This window comes from Paraburkholderia phenoliruptrix, from assembly GCF_019511605.1.
Classification (GTDB): domain Bacteria; phylum Pseudomonadota; class Gammaproteobacteria; order Burkholderiales; family Burkholderiaceae; genus Paraburkholderia; species Paraburkholderia phenoliruptrix_A.
In genome coordinates this window covers 258,416-275,285 of sequence record NZ_JAEUAV010000002.1, presented here as the reverse complement: position 1 = coordinate 275,285, position 16,870 = coordinate 258,416, and the positions used below count along the sequence as shown (strand labels likewise).

16 protein-coding genes are annotated in these 16,870 nt (G+C 62.6%); 12 read left to right on the top strand and 4 right to left on the bottom strand.

Features of this window, described 5'->3' with window-relative positions; genetic code table 11:
- Positions 1–30 precede the first annotated feature (30 nt).
- The 6 genes from JNB89_RS04880 (at position 31) to JNB89_RS04855 (ending at position 6,220) form a co-directional block, all read left to right on the top strand.
- A complete protein-coding gene (locus JNB89_RS04880; protein ID WP_220361473.1) occupies positions 31–1,593 on the top strand; it encodes a sugar ABC transporter ATP-binding protein in 1,563 nt (520 codons plus the stop codon).
- Entirely contained in the window at positions 1,583–2,563 is a 981-nt protein-coding gene (locus tag JNB89_RS04875; protein ID WP_220361472.1) for an ABC transporter permease, read from the top strand. The genes JNB89_RS04880 and JNB89_RS04875 overlap by 11 nt, the downstream gene beginning before the upstream one ends.
- Before the next feature lie 5 nt (positions 2,564–2,568).
- Positions 2,569–3,525 (top strand): ABC transporter permease, encoded by a 957-nt coding sequence (locus JNB89_RS04870; protein ID WP_220361471.1) that lies wholly within the window; start codon positions 2,569–2,571, stop codon positions 3,523–3,525.
- Positions 3,526–3,629: 104 nt separating this feature from the next.
- On the top strand, positions 3,630–4,487 hold the full coding sequence (locus tag JNB89_RS04865; protein WP_220361470.1) for an AraC family transcriptional regulator: 858 nt from the start codon (positions 3,630–3,632) through the stop codon (positions 4,485–4,487).
- Positions 4,488–4,532: 45 nt separating this feature from the next.
- On the top strand, positions 4,533–4,940 hold the full coding sequence (locus tag JNB89_RS04860) for a DUF2000 domain-containing protein (RefSeq protein WP_135891378.1): 408 nt from the start codon (positions 4,533–4,535) through the stop codon (positions 4,938–4,940).
- A 161-nt stretch (positions 4,941–5,101) separates the two neighbouring features.
- The gene (locus JNB89_RS04855) at positions 5,102–6,220 is read left to right on the top strand and encodes a 3-deoxy-7-phosphoheptulonate synthase (RefSeq protein WP_276572768.1); all 1,119 of its coding nucleotides are present in this window, start codon (positions 5,102–5,104) and stop codon (positions 6,218–6,220) included.
- A 179-nt stretch (positions 6,221–6,399) separates the two neighbouring features.
- Here JNB89_RS04855 and JNB89_RS04850 read toward each other — a convergent pair whose 3' ends face one another.
- Positions 6,400–6,678, bottom strand: coding sequence for an HU family DNA-binding protein (locus JNB89_RS04850; protein WP_006049832.1), 279 nt, complete (start codon positions 6,676–6,678; stop codon positions 6,400–6,402).
- A 350-nt stretch (positions 6,679–7,028) separates the two neighbouring features.
- Here JNB89_RS04850 and JNB89_RS04845 point away from each other — a divergent pair, with 350 nt between their 5' ends.
- Positions 7,029–7,412, top strand: a complete 384-nt coding sequence (locus JNB89_RS04845; protein WP_220361469.1) for a hypothetical protein — start codon at positions 7,029–7,031, stop codon at positions 7,410–7,412.
- 176 nt (positions 7,413–7,588) lie between these two features.
- Positions 7,589–9,562 (top strand): putative bifunctional diguanylate cyclase/phosphodiesterase, encoded by a 1,974-nt coding sequence (locus tag JNB89_RS04840; protein ID WP_220361468.1) that lies wholly within the window; start codon positions 7,589–7,591, stop codon positions 9,560–9,562.
- A gap of 19 nt (positions 9,563–9,581) precedes the next feature.
- Here the strand turns inward: JNB89_RS04840 and JNB89_RS04835 are convergent, their stop codons facing one another.
- Positions 9,582–10,310 (bottom strand): DUF899 family protein, encoded by a 729-nt coding sequence (locus tag JNB89_RS04835; protein WP_220361467.1) that lies wholly within the window; start codon positions 10,308–10,310, stop codon positions 9,582–9,584.
- A 277-nt stretch (positions 10,311–10,587) separates the two neighbouring features.
- Between JNB89_RS04835 and JNB89_RS04830 the strand changes: the two genes are divergently transcribed.
- Positions 10,588–11,514 (top strand): LysR substrate-binding domain-containing protein, encoded by a 927-nt coding sequence (locus JNB89_RS04830; RefSeq protein ID WP_220361466.1) that lies wholly within the window; start codon positions 10,588–10,590, stop codon positions 11,512–11,514.
- Between the two features lie 117 nt (positions 11,515–11,631).
- Positions 11,632–12,882, top strand: coding sequence for an MFS transporter (locus JNB89_RS04825; protein ID WP_220361465.1), 1,251 nt, complete (start codon positions 11,632–11,634; stop codon positions 12,880–12,882).
- A gap of 26 nt (positions 12,883–12,908) precedes the next feature.
- Here JNB89_RS04825 and JNB89_RS04820 read toward each other — a convergent pair whose 3' ends face one another.
- Entirely contained in the window at positions 12,909–13,508 is a 600-nt protein-coding gene (locus JNB89_RS04820; protein WP_220361464.1) for a peroxidase-related enzyme, read from the bottom strand.
- Between the two features lie 177 nt (positions 13,509–13,685).
- Between JNB89_RS04820 and JNB89_RS04815 the strand changes: the two genes are divergently transcribed.
- On the top strand, positions 13,686–14,693 hold the full coding sequence (locus tag JNB89_RS04815; protein ID WP_220361463.1) for a LysR family transcriptional regulator: 1,008 nt from the start codon (positions 13,686–13,688) through the stop codon (positions 14,691–14,693).
- A gap of 54 nt (positions 14,694–14,747) precedes the next feature.
- Positions 14,748–15,188, top strand: coding sequence for a cupin domain-containing protein (locus JNB89_RS04810; protein WP_220361462.1), 441 nt, complete (start codon positions 14,748–14,750; stop codon positions 15,186–15,188).
- 70 nt (positions 15,189–15,258) lie between these two features.
- Here JNB89_RS04810 and JNB89_RS04805 read toward each other — a convergent pair whose 3' ends face one another.
- Positions 15,259–16,245: a zinc-dependent alcohol dehydrogenase family protein gene (locus JNB89_RS04805; protein WP_220361461.1), complete on the bottom strand. Its 987-nt coding sequence runs from the start codon at positions 16,243–16,245 to the stop codon at positions 15,259–15,261.
- Positions 16,246–16,870 lie beyond the last annotated feature (625 nt).

Here is a 16,870-nt window from a genome sequence, read left to right as displayed (position 1 = left end):
TCCGGTTCTTTCGACGATGGACGACACACGATGGCTCAGGCTCCCCTGCTCGATATGCAGGACATCGACATCTCGTTCGGCGGTGTTGCGGCGTTAAAGCGCGCACGGCTGACGGTTCAGGCCGGCGAAGTGCATGCGCTGATTGGTCAGAACGGCGCGGGCAAATCGACGCTCATCAAGATTTGCACCGGCGCGTACCGAAAGAGCGGCGGCACTATTCGCTTTGACGGACGCGAGGTGGATTTTCGCACTCCGAAGGAAGCGCGCGAGGCGGGCATCAGCACCATCTATCAGGAAATCAATCTGGTGCCGTTTCGCTCGGTCGCGGAGAACATATTTCTCGGGCGCGAGCCGCGTCGTTTCGGGCTGATCGACTGGAAGGCCGTGCAGCGCCGCGCAGGCGAACTGCTCGAGTCGTTCGGCCTGAAAATCGACGTAAACAAACCCGTGCGCGAGTATTCCACTGCGATTCAGCAGATGGTCGCGCTGGCGCGGGCCGTGTCGGCGGATGCAAAGATGGTCATCATGGACGAATCGACGTCGTCGCTCGACGAGCGCGAAGTCGAGTTGCTCTTCAGCGTGGTGCGCCGTCTGCGCGACGACGGACGCGCGGTGATTTTCGTGTCGCATCGGCTCGACGAGCTCTACGCGCTGTGCGATCGCGTCACCGTGATGCGCGACGGGCAAACCGTCGCCGAAAGCGCGATGCAGGAGATGGACAAGCTCAAGCTCGTCACCACCATGCTAGGCCGCACGCTCGCCGCCGTCGTACACGAAGACAGCGCGGTGAAGGAAGCCAACCTCGCAAAGCGCGGCGCCCTCGCGCTGAGTGCGCAAGGTCTCTCCGCAGGCGCGAAAGTCACGGATGTTTCACTCGCCGTGCATGCGGGAGAAGCGGTTGGCCTCGCGGGCCTGCTTGGCTCCGGCCGCACTGAAACCATGCGCCTGCTGTTCGGCGCGGACCGTCCGGTGAAGGGCACGCTTTCTGTGAACGGCAAGAGCGTTGCATGGAAATCGCCGAAAGATGCAATCGCGCACGGCATTGCGTATCTGACGGAAGACCGCAAGGCCGAGGGAATCGTGCCGGAACTGTCCGTACGCGACAACCTCACGCTCGTCTGCCTGCCCGCCCTCACGAAACGCGGGGTGGTGGATGTCGCGCGGCAAAAAGAAATCGTCGATGGTTTCATCGAGTCGCTCGGCATCAAGCTGCGCTCGGCCGATCAGCCGATTCGCGAACTCTCGGGCGGCAACCAGCAAAAGGTGCTGCTCGCGCGCTGGCTGGCCACGCATCCGCGTCTGCTGTTGCTCGACGAACCGACGCGCGGCATCGATGTGGGCGCAAAAGCCGATGTCGCGAAGATCGTGCGCGAACTGCGCGACGCGGGGCTGGCGGTGCTGCTGTCGGCGTCCGAGCTCGAAGAACTGACCGCGGTGGCGGACCGTGCAGTCGTGATCCGCGATGGACAAACCGTCGCACAGCTAGACGGCGCGCAGATGAACGAAGCCTCGATCATGGACGCAATCGCATACGGCGCGCGCGGGCAGTCGACGCTCGCCGAAGCGGTGGAGGAAGCCAAACATGATCGATGACACCCAGCGCGCGGCGCCCATCGTTCACACGCCGGTAAAGAAAAGACGCAGCGTCGCGATCCAGCGCGAAATCGTCGTGCTCGTCGCGATGATTGTGTTCAATCTGCTCTTCACGCAGCACTTTGTGTCGCTGCAGACCTTCAACGTCAATCTCACGCAGGTGGTGACAATCGTCATCGTCGGCATCGGCATGACGCTGGTGGTGGCCACAGGCGGCATCGATCTGTCGGTGGGCGCGTCGATGGCGATTGCGGGCGCGCTCGCGCCCATGCTCTTCATGAATATAGCCGGCCCGGCCGGCATCGCGCTCGCGTTCACGCTGCCGATCATCGCGGCCGCGTTGTGCGGGGTATTCAATGGCCTGCTGGTCACGCGCCTTCGCGTGCAGCCTATTGTCGCTACGCTCGTGCTGTTCATCGCCGGGCGCGGCATCGCGCAGGTCGTCACGGACGGCAGCCTGCAGGCATTCACCAACCCGACGTTTCAATGGATCGCGCTCGGCAAGGTCGCGGGCGTGCCCTTCCAGATTCTCCTGATGCTCGCGCTCGTTGTCGTTTTTGCGTGGATCGTGCGCAAGACGCTGTTCGGCAAATATCTGCTGGTGACTGGCGGCAACGAAGATGCGGCGTATCTCTCCGGCATTCCGACGGCGCGCGTCAAGATGATCGCCTATACGGTGTGTGCGGCGCTTGCAGGACTCGCGGGCCTGATTTCGATCTCGGTAAATTCTTCGTCGGATGCCAACGTAATTGGTCTTGGCGTCGAGCTAGACGCGATCGCGGCAGTAGCAGTAGGCGGCACCGCGCTCACGGGCGGCAAGGCTTCGATCACCGGCACGTTGATCGGTGCGCTGATTATCCAGTTGCTGCGTTATACGTTGCTTGCGCACGGCATTCCCGACGCGGCGGCATTGGTGCTGAAGGCGGCGATCATCATCGTCGCGGTGTACGTACAACGCAAGCGAGGCTGATGTACATGAAGAAGAACCTACCCATCGTCATCGCGCTCGCTGCGCTGCTCGCGCTCGGCGTCACGCGCTACGACCACTTCGCCGACGCGTACAACCTGCTGTCCTTCTGGCGCTACAACTCGATGTTCCTGCTGATTTCAATCGGCATGGCGTTCGTCATCATCACCGGCGGGATCGATCTTTCGGTCGGCACCGTGGCGGCGCTGGCGAGTGTCGTGTCAGCGCTGGCGAGTCCGCACGGTGGCCTCGCGGCGGTGCTGGCTGGTTCGTTGGCCGGGCTTGCTGTCGGCCTGTTGAACGGGCTTGTCATCACCCGCATGCGGATTCTGCCGTTCATCGTCACACTCGCGACGAGCCTCGGCGCGCACGGTCTCGCGCTGCTGCTCGGTCATAACGATGCTGTCGGCATCGCGTCGGATTCGAGCTTCGCGGGCTTCGGACAAGGCGACCTGTTCGGCTTGCCGGTTCCGGGCATCGTGTCGGCGGTCGCGGCGGTCCTCGGCTGGATTGCGCTGCGCTCGTCGCGCTTCGGACGGCATGCGCTGGCTATCGGCGGCAGCGAGGAAGCGTCGCGGCTCATGGGGCTCAACGTCGATCGCACGCTGGTGGCGGTCTATGCGGTGAGCGGCCTGCTCGCAGGCATTGCCGGCAGCATTCTTGCCGCACAGTTCGGTGCGGGGCAGCCTAACGAAGGCGTCGGTTGGGAGCTGTTCGCCATCTCGGCGGTCGTGCTCGGCGGCACGCGACTCACGGGCGGCGAAGGTTCGATCGCCATGACCATTGCAGGCGTCGCGCTGCTCGCGCTCGTGTTGAATCTGCTCAACTTCGAAAACGGGCTGGGCTATATCAGCTTGTCCGCGTACTGGCAGTCGGTCATTCGTGGAATGTTCCTGCTGCTTGTCATTGTGTTGCAGGCGCGGGTTCAGAACCGCAATCGCGGCGCGGTGAAGCTCGCGCACTGACATTTTCGGCGCGACGTCGCATGGCCCCGGGGGCGTCACCATCCGCTCTTTGCTGACGTACACTACTGCCTCATATGCAGTGGTAAAGAGGAGCAAAGCAAGCTATGGCCAGCGCGACACTGTGCGAGCGCCGCCCCGATAACTGGCTCGTCGCGCGGCGCGATCCGGAAACGGGCATCGAGAGTCTGCGCGCGCATTTCAGCGGTCACGCCTATGATCCCCACGATCATGACGAGATGTTGATCGGCTACACCGAGCAGGGCGTGCAACGCTTCCGGTGCCATCGTGCGCTGCATACGAGCGTGCCGGGCCGGGCGATCCTGATCGAGCCTGGCGCGCAACACGACGGCCACGCGCCCGACACTACCGGCTTCACTTACGCGATGTTGTACCTGCCGCCCGCATGGGTCGAGCATGCGGCACGCGAGCTGAATCTTGCGGGCCTGAGCGGCGTGCAGGCGGCTTTTGGCCACACTCTTGTCGACGACCGCGGCCTTGTCGATGCGATCCGCCAGGCATTCCTCGCAATCTTCGGCAACGAAGGCAGGCTGGCGCGCGACCAGACGCTCGGCCGCTTGCTCACACACCTGGGCGGTCAGTTGCGCAATACGTCTACGACGAGCGAGCGCAGCGTGCCGCCCGCCATCGTCCGTGTGCGCGATTGCTTGCACGAGCGCATGGACCACGACATCGGCCTCGACGAACTCGCCGATCTTGCCGGGATCGACCGCTTTCAGCTCACGCGCCTGTTCCAGCGTGCGTTCGGGGCGTCGCCGCACGCGTACCTGGTGCGCCTGCGCCTGCGCGCCGCGCGCAGGCTGCTGGCCACCGGCCGCGCCCCCGCGCTGGTCGCCGCCGAAGTCGGCTTTGCGGACCAGAGCCACCTCGGCCGCTGGTTCCGCCGCGCTTACCGGATGACGCCGGCCGCCTACCGGCGTATGTGCACAAACGTTCCAGACTGATTGCGGGTGCGTCGTCGATCATGAGCGTCCTTCCAAGGAGCAATCATGTTCGATACAAAAGTGGCCCTGATCGTGCGCGACGATCTCGCAGACTGGCAGAAGCTCAACGTAGTGGCGTTTCTCGCGACCGGCGTAGCGGCAGCAATGCCCGAAGCGCTTGGCGAGCCTTACGAGGATGCCGCCGGGAATGCATATGGCCGCATGCTGGGCCAGCCGATGCTCGTGTTTGCCGCGTCCCTGGCGGGACTGCAAGCCGCACATCGGCAGGCGCTCAGTCGCGAGCTGAAGATGGTGCCCTACGTGCACGCAATGTTCTCGACGGGACACGACGCGGCAAACCGCGAGGTTTTTCGTGCCGGCAATGCAGAGAATCTCGACCTCGTGGGTCTGGCCGTGCTTGGCCCAAAAAAAGCCGTGGACAAGGCCGTGAAAGGCCTGCCATTGCACGGTTGAAGCGCGGCTTACCCGCCGTTTGCGCGCGGTTTCCGCGCGGCTTCCGCGCCGTTTCCGCGTCAAGGCGCGCGAATGTCATAATCCCGGCAGCGCATCACACGCAACGAAACCCACATCAGGCCGCGAGGCCAGCTCACATCGACAAAGTCCGGGAGAATACCTTGAGCGCCATCGACAATCCTTTGCACGACCAGGAAGTCGGCTCGGCCGACGCCACCCAGGACACCACGCGCATCGACGACGTGCGCATCGGCGCAGTGCGCCCACTCATTTCCCCTGCCCTGCTGCAGGACGAATTGCCGGTGCCGCCCGCGGTGCAATCGCTGGTGGAACAAACCCGCGTGGAAATCGCCGACATTCTGCACGAGCGCGACGACCGCCTCGTGATGATCGTCGGCCCCTGCTCGATTCACGATCACGACCAGGCGATTGACTACGCACACAAACTCAAAGCCGCTGCGGATGCCTACAAGGACGATCTGCTGATCGTCATGCGCGTGTACTTCGAGAAGCCGCGCACCACGGTGGGCTGGAAAGGCTATATCAACGATCCGCGTCTGGACGGCAGTTTCCGAATCAACGAGGGCCTGCGTCTTGCGCGCCAGTTGCTGCTGGATATCAATGGCCTCGGCTTGCCCACCGCCACGGAATTTCTCGACCTGCTAAGCCCCCAATACATCGCGGATCTGATCGCGTGGGGCGCAATCGGTGCGCGCACAACGGAAAGCCAGAGTCATCGGCAACTGGCCTCGGGCCTTAGTTGTCCGATCGGTTTCAAGAACGGCACGGACGGCGGCGTGCAGATTGCCGCGGACGCCATCGTCGCGGCCCGCGCGAGCCATGCATTCATGGGCATGACGAAAATGGGCATGGCCGCGATCTTCGAAACGCGGGGCAACGACGACGCCCACGTGATTTTGCGCGGCGGCAAGAAAGGGCCGAACTACGACAGCGCCTCGGTGGGGGCAACCTGTGCAGCGCTCAAATCAGCGGGCCTGCGCGAACAGGTGATGATCGACTGCTCGCACGCGAATTCGGGCAAATCGCATCTGCGTCAACTGGAGGTGGTTCAGGACCTCGCGCAGCAACTGTCGGCGCGCGAGCGCCGCATTATCGGCGTGATGCTTGAAAGTCATCTGGAAGAAGGCCGGCAGGACCTGAAGGCCGGAGAACCGCTGCGTTACGGCGTGTCCATTACCGACGCCTGCATGAGCTGGGCGCAAACCGAACCCGTACTGGAGACACTCGCCGGGGCAACCCGCAAGCGCCGCGCAGGCTGATTGCGGACGCGGCTTCGTCGCGTGACGAACGAGGCCCGCGTCGAGCCGGCACACGCGCCGCGCCATCCGCCGGAGATACGTCTTATCGGGGCTGGGCAGCGCGTGATTCTTCACACCCAAGGTGTCGCTCGCAACGCCCTAAGAGGCAGTGCGGACACTGCGGCGTGAAGCGCGTTGCATTACGACGCGTTGACCGCTTCCTTGAACGCCTTACCTGCGGTGAACTTCACCGTCTTGGCTGCGGCGATCTGGATTTCGGCGCCCGTCGACGGATTGCGGCCCACGCGTGCTGCGCGCGCGCCGGTCGAGAAAGAACCGAAACCGACCAGTTGCACCGTATCGCCACCGACCACGGCTTTGGTTACCGCTTCAACGATAGCGTCGATGGTTTGGCCCGTGGCCGCTTTGCTTTCGCCCGTCGCTGCGGCGACTGCATCAATCAGTTCCTGTTTGTTCATAGCACTTCCCGTATGGTAATCATGGAACCGGCGCTACATCTGTCGCGCCGGGACCGACACACTAACGCATCCGCGCGCTTTCGCGCAAACCCTGCGTGTAAGCCTTGTTTCACCCGCCCACAGCGGATTTGACGATTTTTTGCAGCAAAGTGCCATAAGAATCGCGCGCTTACGCGTTTCTGACGCGCGAGCCGCGCTGACCGCGCATCACAATCCGTTGCAATTTCAGTGGCTTAGCACGGCCTCGAGCACACCCGCGGCGCTTTTTGACAATGGCAGCGTGCTGTGGGCGCCTCGCGGCATTAGCCTTGCAGTACTTGCCATGACAGTGCAATCGGGAGAAAGAAAAAATGAAATTTCGCCATATTGCAACAGCTGCGCTGCTTGGCGGGCTCTTCTGCGCCAGTGTTTCAGCCGAAGAAAGCGGCTGCGCGACGCTCGCGGCAACCGGCAATTCCGGTACGCCGCAGCCTTTTCAGGTGCGCGACGGCGAGCCCGTCGACCTGATAAGCGGAGCCAAGACAGTACACGGCAGCCTTCGGGTGTTCGGCGACAACGGCGTGTTCCGCGCGTACTGGCAAGCACAGAACAGCGCCGAAAGATACGTTCTGGCCAATGCCGGCGACCATGCTGTGCGGCTCATTTCCACTCCTCCGCAAGGCAAACCTGCTGCTCAGGGCGAACCGGGCACGACGCTCGGCCCCTTGCGCGTGCTGTCGTGTCCCAGCCTTTGATCGGCCGGCACGAAGTCAAAGTTACTGGAATACCTACGCGAAAGCGGTTTGCGACCACGATTGCGGGTCGTTATTACCGCTTACGGTACGAGTGCCGCTTCTAACGTACTCAAGCTCCGGAGCCGTCCTGCCGATATAACTAGCTGCGTCTGCGGCGCAAACGTTAAAGGACAGGAATGGTTGCAATAGCCAGATTGAAGGAAGCGTTGTCTGTTGCGGAAGGCGATCCCGAACTCGTGCGTTCGCAGGTCCAGGCGTTCGGCCGCCAGATTCCCCTCCTCTACTTCATTCTGATCGTCAATACGATGGCCGTGACGGTCACGCATCTGCATAGCGCGCCGCCGTGGATATCCGTCTACGTCCCGGTCACGTTGTGCGCGCTGTGCGTGGTGCGATGCGTGCGCTGGTGGCGCGGCCGCAATCAAGTGCTGACGCACGAGAAGGCGGTGCCCGAGCTGCGCAAACTGATCTGGCTCGCGGGCATTTTCAGCGTTGCGTTCACCACCTGGTCGTTGATGCTGCTGCCATACGGCTCGCCGTACGAACAGGCGCAGGTTGCGTTTTATATGGCGACGACAGTGGTGGGCTGCGCGTTCTGCCTGATGCACCTGCGGGTTGCCGCGTTGCTTCTGCTATCCATCGTTATCCTGAGCTTCACGACGTTCCTGATCTTCACGCGGTCGCCAGTGTTCATTGCAATGGCCGTGGACATGTCGCTCGTTGGACTGGCGCTCGCATTCATCATCGAACTGTATTACCGGTCGTTCGCCGGTGTCGTGCACGCGCAGCGCGATCTGCAAGCGAGCCAGGCGAAAACCCAACGCCTGAGCGACGAGAACTTTCGCTTGGCCAGTATCGACAGCCTGACCGATCTGCCCAACCGCCGCAGCTTTTTTGCCTCGCTGCGGGCGCTGTCGGAGCAGGCGCTTGCGAGTGGCGGCGGCTTCAACGTGGGCCTCATCGATCTGGACGGCTTCAAACAGGTCAACGATATTTACGGCCACGCGAGCGGCGACCTCGTGCTGCAGGAAGTGGGCGCGCGGCTGCTCGCGCTCGCGGAGCCCGGCATCTTTTTCGCGCGGCTCGGCGGCGACGAATTCGGCGTGCTCGCGCAAGACCGTCAATCGAAAGACGCGTTGCTCGAACTGGGTCAACGCATTTGCGATTCGCTCAGTCAGCCGTACCGCGTGGCCGGCAATATCGCGGAACTGTCAGGGACAATTGGCTGGGCCGCGTTTCCCGATGCAGGTCAAACCGTCACGCAAGTATTCGAGCGTGCGGATGCCGCAATGTATGTCGGCAAGGAAAGCCGCCGCGGCACAGCAGTGATTTTCTCGACCGAGCACGAAACGCGCATTCGCCGCTCGAGCCTCGTCACGCAGGAACTGCGTCACGCCGAACTGGAAGCCGAGTTGTTTCTCGAGTTCCAGCCTATTTCCGATGTGGTGACCAGACGGACCATCGGGCTCGAAGCACTGGGGCGATGGCACAATCCGCGGCTCGGTGCAGTCAAGCCTGAAGAATTCATTCGCATTGCAGAACGTACAGAAATCATTCTGCGCATTACCGAGGTACTGCTGCACAAGGCACTCGCCGAAGTCCCGCACTGGCCGGCCGAGTTGTATCTCTCGTTCAATCTTTCGGCTATCGACATTTCGACTTCCGCACGCGCGCGCCGCCTGATCGACATTGTTGCAGCGAGCGGCGTGCCGCCGCATCGCGTGTCGTTCGAGATTACGGAGACCGCGCTCACGCGCGATTTCGAGCAGGCCCGCTCCGCGCTCACCATGATCAAGGAGGCAGGCTGCCGCGTTTCGCTCGACGACTTCGGCACCGGCTATTCGAGCCTCAGTTACGTGCACCGCCTGCCCTTCGATTCGATCAAGATCGACCGCAGTTTCATGACCGACGTGGATTCGAACAGCGCTTCGAAGAAGATCGTCAAATCGGTGCTGGATCTGTGCAAGAACCTCGGGCTCGAATGCGTGGTCGAAGGCCTCGAAACGTCGTCACAAGCCGAAGTGGTCAAGGCATTGGGCGCTCGTGCTGTGCAGGGCTATCTGTTCAGCCCGCCGATGCGTTCGGGCGCCGTCTCCGGTTATCTGCAAGCAGCGCACGAGGAAAGCCGGGCAAACGACGCACCGGCCTGACCGCGCTGCCGCCCGCAAGCTAACGCGGCACAGTGTCGTACTCGAGGCTCGGATACCAGTTGCCGCCGCGCCCCTCAGGCGTGAGATCGAGCACGGTCCACAGCGGCATGAGGTCGGGCGCGCCACGCGGATCCTGGCCGGGGTCGGCTGTCCACGCGCCCATTTCCGCCGCCCAGAAGTGCCGCACGGTGCCGCCGGATCGCGTGAATACGTTCAGCGCAGGAACGTCGTCCTGCTCAGGGTCTTCGCCCGCATAGTCGCGATTGAAGCTGTTTCCTGCCGACGAATAGAGCCGCAAGTACCGCCAGCCCCGCTCCTTGGCGAAAGCGGTCAGCTTCTCTATCGGCGAACGGGCGATCACCGCGAATGCGACGCGCTGCAGCATGTCGGGCATTTCGCCGTCGTAGGCGCTCAGCAAGGAAGTACACATAGGGCACGGCCGCTCGCGCTTCGGACCGAACATCCAGTTGTAGGTGACGAGCGTATCGTGTGTTCCGAACATTTCCGACAACGTGACGGGCCCCGCCTCTCCTTCGAAACGGTAGTCCTGGGGCACTACGCCGCCCGGCGGCAACGCGCGACGCTGTGCGGCCACGCGTTCGATATGGCGGCGCAATTCAATCTCTTCGGCCAGCAACTCGTTGCGCGCCTTGCGATATTCAGCGCTTTCGCCGGGAAAACGGCACGGCAAGTCGGCTAGCTCGCGCGCCGGCTTGAGCGTCGATGAGGCCTCATTCAGGTGTGTCATTTACCATCTCCTGTCGACAAGAAGGACAAGCGGGCGCCTCGAGCATGCGCGAAGAAGCCGCCCTATGCATACGACGATGGAGCGCACCGTAAATCGACACGCGCGGCCAGCAATTTTTCGCCCTGCCGTCCAATCCGTTGTTTGCGCACTGCAATGAAAAGCGCCGGGAAAAGCGCCGGGAAATGCGTTGGGAAATGCGCCGCACCTCGCGGTATGCTGTCGCGAAACCTCACGCGCGCGGCCCGTCGTGCGTGGCGCCGTCATACGAGGATGCAACATGCCCCTACGTCTGCCGCCTTTGCCCGCGCTCCGTTTTTTCGAAGCGGCGGGCAGGCACCAAAGTTTCAAGCTTGCCGCCGCGGAACTGAATGTCACGCCAAGCGCCGTGAGTCACGGCATTGTGGGTCTTGAAGAGGCACTCGGCGTCGAGCTCTTCGTGCGCGAGCCGCGCGGCATTTCATTGACCGCTACCGGCGCCGACTATCTGTCGTATGTTTCCGAAGCGTTTTCGCTGATCGCAATCGGCACGCAGCGTCTGCCCAATCATCGCGCGAACCGTCCGATTGCGGTCAGTTGTGCGCCGACATTCGCTTCGCGCTGGTTGCTGCCGCGTTTGCAACGTTTCAAGGCGCGTTGGCCGGATGTGAACGTGACGGTGGACACATCGCATCGCCAGGTCGGTTTTCCGGTGGATGGCTTCGACTTCGCGATTCGCCTGAGCCGTGCGCCGGTTGCGGGCACGGCATGGACGCGTCTCTTTGGAGAAGAATTCGTGCCTGTGTGCAGTCCCACTTATCTGGCGTCACTGCGTGACGAGCACGGCACGCCCTCGCTGCACAACGCGACGCTGATTCATGTGAATGCCGCGAGCGAAGACTGGCAGGCGTGGATCGAGGCGACCGGCACGCAGACGAGGAACCCGGACGACGGCTTGCGCGTAGACACTATCCAGCTCGCGTTCGAAGCTGCGAGCATGGGGCTCGGCGTTGCGCTCGGCCGCAGACCGCTGGTGAACCGCGATCTGGAAAGCGGCGCGCTCGTGACAGCAGCGTTCGCGAGCGTTGCTTCGGCCACCGCATATTGGCTCGTCAGCGCGGAGAATGCCGAGCGCCGACCGGAACTGCTTGGCTTCAGGCAATGGATACTCGCCGAGGCCGCGCAAGTGTCGTGCGATGCGAGCGTCGATGCACAGGCACCGCAATAGAACGCTTTAGTCACCTTGATGATTGAACAGGTGAGCCGCGCTCACCTGTCGTCAAAAACTTTTCTTTTGCGGCTTCTGAGACTCGCTGCGACCATTGCGTCCAAGGAGATCAGAAACATGTCGACCACCAGCAGCAAGCGCTTCGCGCCCGCGTTCAATCACACGACGCTCGTCATTTTGGCCGCGGCGCTCGTTCTCAGCGCGGCAATGGGAATCCGGCAGACTTTCGGGCTCTTTATCGGACCGTTTTCGTTCGACCGAGGATTGCCCGTCACGCTCATCGCCTTCGCAATTGCACTGCACAATCTTGTGTGGGGCTTCGCGCAACCATTCGCCGGCGCGGCTGCGGACCGCTACGGCTCGGCGCCGGTGATTGCGTTCGGCGCGACGACGTTTGCGGCGGGACTCACGCTTTCGGCTGCAGCGCCGAGCGGCCCGTTCTTGATCGTGGGTATGGGCTTGCTGGTAGGCATCGGCGTAAGTTGCACCACATTTGGCGTCGTCCTGCCGGCAGTGGGCCGCATGGCGTCGCCGGAAAAACGCAGTATGGCGATGGGTCTGGTCAGCGCAGGCGGCTCGGCCGGGCAAGTGTTGATGGTCCCGCTCGTGCAGGGAATCAGGCTCCATGCCGGCATTGCCACGTCGCTCTTCGTGCTCGCTTTCCTGATGCTGATGGTCGCCCCGCTCGGCATGGTGCTGGACAGGCGCGCGAAAACACCGGTGACACGCCAGGAGCCGCCTGTTTCATCGTTACGTGCGGTGCTCGGGCAGGCCTTGCGGCATCGCGGTTATCGGCTGCTCACGCTGGGGTTCTTTACCTGCGGATTTCAGCTTGCATTCATCGCCACGCATCTACCCGGTTATCTATCGCTCTGCCATATGCCGCTCGGGCTCGGCGCGACCGCACTCGCGTTGATCGGCTTGTTCAACATGGTGGGAAGCTGGGCGTGCGGCTGGTTAGGCGGCCGCTTCCGGCAGCATTACGTGCTCGGCTGGCTCTATCTGATTCGCAGCGCGACGATCGGCGCATTCTTTCTTCTGCCGAAGAGCGCATTCACTGTCGTGCTGTTTGCGGCCGTAATGGGTTTGACGTGGCTTGGCACCGTTCCGCTGACAAGCGGGCTCGTTGCGAAAGTTTTCGGCACGCGGCATCTTGGCACGCTGTTCGGCGTGTGCTTTTTGAGCCATCAGATCGGTTCGTTTCTCGGCGCGTGGTTAGGCGGAGTCGTCTTCGACCTGACGGGCTCATATTCGCTGCTATGGCAAGCAACAGTGGCGAGCGGTCTTATTGCGGCGCTACTGCACTTTCCAATCGACGACACTGCGTTGCATACCGCGGCAATGCAGGCCAAGCCGGCGAGCGCCTGAAGAGCACCGCTCAAATAGGCCTATTTTTACGGGGTTTCCGCTGCGGTCTTGGGCACGCGCCCCATTAGATAAAACTCGTCGTTGGGGCGCATTGAAATGACATTCGCCATGCGATTCGACAAGCCGAAAAATGCAGTGATCGCAGCAATGTCCCAGATGTCTTCGTCAGAAAAACCCTGTTCGCGCAAGTTCTGGAAGTCGGCTTCGTCGATGTTTCCAGATTCGCGGCAGACCTTCAATGCGAAGTCGAGCATTGCTCTTTGCCGCGCGGTAATGTCGGCTTTGCGGTGATTGACCGCGACCTGGTCCGCCAACAGCGGCGCTTTTTCATAGACACGCAGGATCGCGCCGTGCGCCACCACGCAATAGAGGCAGTTGTTGACTGCGCTCGTGGCGACGACGATCATTTCACGTTCGCCTTTGGTAAGGCCGCCCTCTTTCAGCATCAACGCGTCGTGGTAGGCAAAGAATGCGCGGAACTCGTCCGGCCGATGTGCAAGAGTCAGAAACACGTTCGGCACGAAACCGGCCTTCTGCTGCACCTCTAGAATACGCGCGCTGATGTCGTCGGGCCATTCGCTCGGGTCGGGAACCGGGTAGCGGCTGATCGGTTGATGCGTCGTCATGCTGTGTCTCCGTTGTGAGCGATATGTGATGCCGATTGTAGCGCTCGCCACCGCGGGCCGTGGGCCGTGGGCGATCAGTCGCGCGGGTGCGGTTCACGGGAAAGGGTTCGCACTCTTCCCGAACCCGGTCCAGTACGGTATTTTTCATCGATTCATTCTCGATGAGCGCGCGCATTCATGGACCGTCTTGAAGCAATGTCGATTCTGGTGGCCGCAGCGGAAAGCGGCAGTTTTTCCGCCGCCAGCCGCAAGCTGCGTATGCCGCTGCCTACAGTCAGCCGCAAGGTCGCAGAACTCGAAGCGCACCTGAACGCACGCCTGCTTGTACGCTCAACCCGCAAGCTCACGCTGACGGACGCGGGCGCCGCCTATCTCACTGCCTGCAAGCAGATTCTCGAGCAGGTCAGCGAAGCCGAAAACGCCGCGGCGGGCGAGTACAGCGCGCCGCGCGGCGAACTGCTGGTGACCGCGCCTGTTGTTTTCGGGCGGCTGCATGTGCTGCCTGTCGTCAGCGAGTTTCTGGCGGCTTTTCCGCAAATAACGGTGAAGCTGGTGCTGGCCGACCGTAACCTGCATCTGCTCGACGAGCATATCGACGTTGCGCTGCGCATCGGCAAACTGCCCGATAGCAGCATGATCGCGACGCAGGTTGGGACCGTTAGCCGGGTTGTCTGCGCGAGCCCGCAATACCTTTCGCGAGCGGGCGAGCCGCAAAGCCCCGCCGATCTCGCGCGTTTTTCGTGCGTCGTCTTCGACGCGCTGCCTTCGGGGTCCATATGGGATTTCGCGTCGAATAAGGGCCGGCCGGAGTCGGTGTCGATCCACGCGCGCCTCGCGGTGAACACCGCAGAGGCGGCAATCGACGCCGCCATTGCCGGCGTCGGCTTGACCAACGTGCTCTCGTACCAGGCAGCAAGCGCCGTCAACGAAGGAAAATTGAAACTGGTGCTGCGCGACTTCGAACCCGAGCCCGTGCCGGTAAGCGTGATGCACACGGGTCAGGGCCGAATACCGCTGAAAACACGAAGTTTTATCGACTTCACCGTGCCGCGGCTGCGCGTCGCACTGGCTCACGACAAGAGCATGCTGAGCGCCAATGACCCGCCGCGCGAAAGGCGCAAAGCTGCGGCGCGAGGCCGGACCGCACCGAAACCAGGCGCGGTCAGTAAAGCCTCTGTCGCCTAGACTTTTTACTGCGCGTGAGCGGCAAGCGTTGCCGCACCGGCAAACGGAGCAGCCATGCCGAACGTTATGCACGATGCACAGCCAACCGTGGTCAGGGTTCGCCCGGAGAAGGCCATGGCGACCAGCCAGCGTTTGCCCTATTTCGTCGGCATCTCCGCCGGCACTGCGGGAGCCACAGGCTTGTCGATGTACATGGTCGTCGTGCCGCCTGGCGGCCACGCGGAACCGCACTATCACGCCGACTATGAAACGGCGATCTACATGCTCGAAGGCAGGGTCGAGACGCGCTATGGCCCCGGCTTGCAGGAATCCGTGATTACCGAGGCGGGCGACTTTCTGTTCATTCCTCCGGGCATCCCGCACCAGCCGTTCAATCTGGACCAGCACGTTGCAGCGCGAGCAATCGTAGCGCGCAACCAGGCAGATGAACACGAACGCGTCGTACCCTATGATCCCGGCGCAGAATCGCGCTCGCGCGAAGAGGGACAGCAGTAGCGCAGCGCCGCTGGCCCTGCTAGCCGCCCGGCAGCACCGCAGCGCGCGCAATCCACGCTGTGAAGTCCGCTCACCGCATGCGCAACACCGCCGCGCCGTTGACATGGCCGTCGCGCAGATCGTTCAGCGCGCGGTTTGCGTCTGCTAGTGGATACGGCGTGGTTTCGATCTGCAACGGCACTTGCGCCGCAAGCTGCATAAAGGCGTGCCCGTCGGCGCGCGTGAGGTTGGCCACCGAACACACGCGGCGCTCGCCCCATAAAAGCTCATAAGGGAACGCTGGAATGTCGCTCATATGAATGCCGCCGCACACAACGGCGCCGCCCTTCGCGACCGCCTTTAGCGCCGCCGGCACTAGTGGACCAGCCGGCGCAAAAATCAGCGCTGCGTCGAGCTCTTCAGGAGGCCTCTCGTCGCTGCCGCCCGCCCAGTGCACCCCGAGCCGCAATGCGAACTGCTGGGCAGCGGTGTCGCCGGGGCGGGTCAGCGCAAACACCTTGCGCCCCTCGTGCAGCGCCACCTGCGCGACGATATGCGCGGCCGCGCCGAATCCATAAATGCCGATTGCGCGAGCATCGCCCGCCATGCTGAGTGTGCGATAGCCGATCAGGCCAGCGCATAGAAGCGGTGCCGCTTCGACATCGGAATAACGCTCCGGCAGATGCAGGCAGTAACGGCTATCGGCGACAGTGCGCTCCGCATAGCCGCCATCGATCGTATAGCCTGTAAAGCCCGGGTCGTCGCAGAGATTTTCGCGGCCGCTCGCGCAATAGCGGCAGTGCCCGCAGGTATGGCCGGTCCACGGTACGCCTACGCGATCGCCCACCGAAAAGCCCACTACACCTTCGCCGAGTGCAGCGACTGTCCCCACGATTTCATGCCCGGGAATGACCGGCTGCTTTGGGTGCGCGAGTTCTCCATCGATCACATGCAAGTCAGTGCGGCACACCCCGCATGCGTGAACGTCGATCAGCAACTGACCGGGCGCTGGCCGCGGCTCGGCCATTTCCCTCTCACACAGCATCGGAGCGGTTCCGTCGAACACCATAGCGCGCATGCCCTTCTCCTGTATCTGGCGGATGGCGTGGCGTCGCTTCGTGCGTGCGTGACTGGCATGCTTGGGCGCACGTGGCCTTTGCGTCTTTCACACCGCCTGGCGCGCGGCAAGAACCGCGTACGGCCTACTGACTTGCGGCCGATGCACCGCCCATGGGCGGCGCCACGCTATTGCTGGTGGCAGCAGGTCCGCTCATGCCCGCCGTTCCGGCAGTGTCATTCGTGCCGGAGCGTTTGCATCCTGCGGTGCCGCCTGCCAGCGCCGCTATCAATACGGCGACCATTGCCTTCCTTAGGACTGGTTCCATCATAACCTCCTGAGTGGGTCGTGAGTGTCGAGCGACACGCGGTTCGCATTTAGGCGAGACCCGGCGGCTTCGACAAATCGTGCGGACGTCGGCCACTATCTGCAACGCGGTCGTCGCGTCGACGCGACACGGCTTCGCAATGCGCGAGCCTTCTGTCCCTGTACAAGTTGCAATCCTATGTAAAAAGCGCAATCTGTACGCTGAATTCCCACGGCTACGACTCGGATCGCGCAAAGCGAGGCAGGCCGTGCAAGCTCGCGCAGAACGTTCAATGGTTGCAGGTCTGCATTGCAGGAGCGACGGCAACACGTACGACAA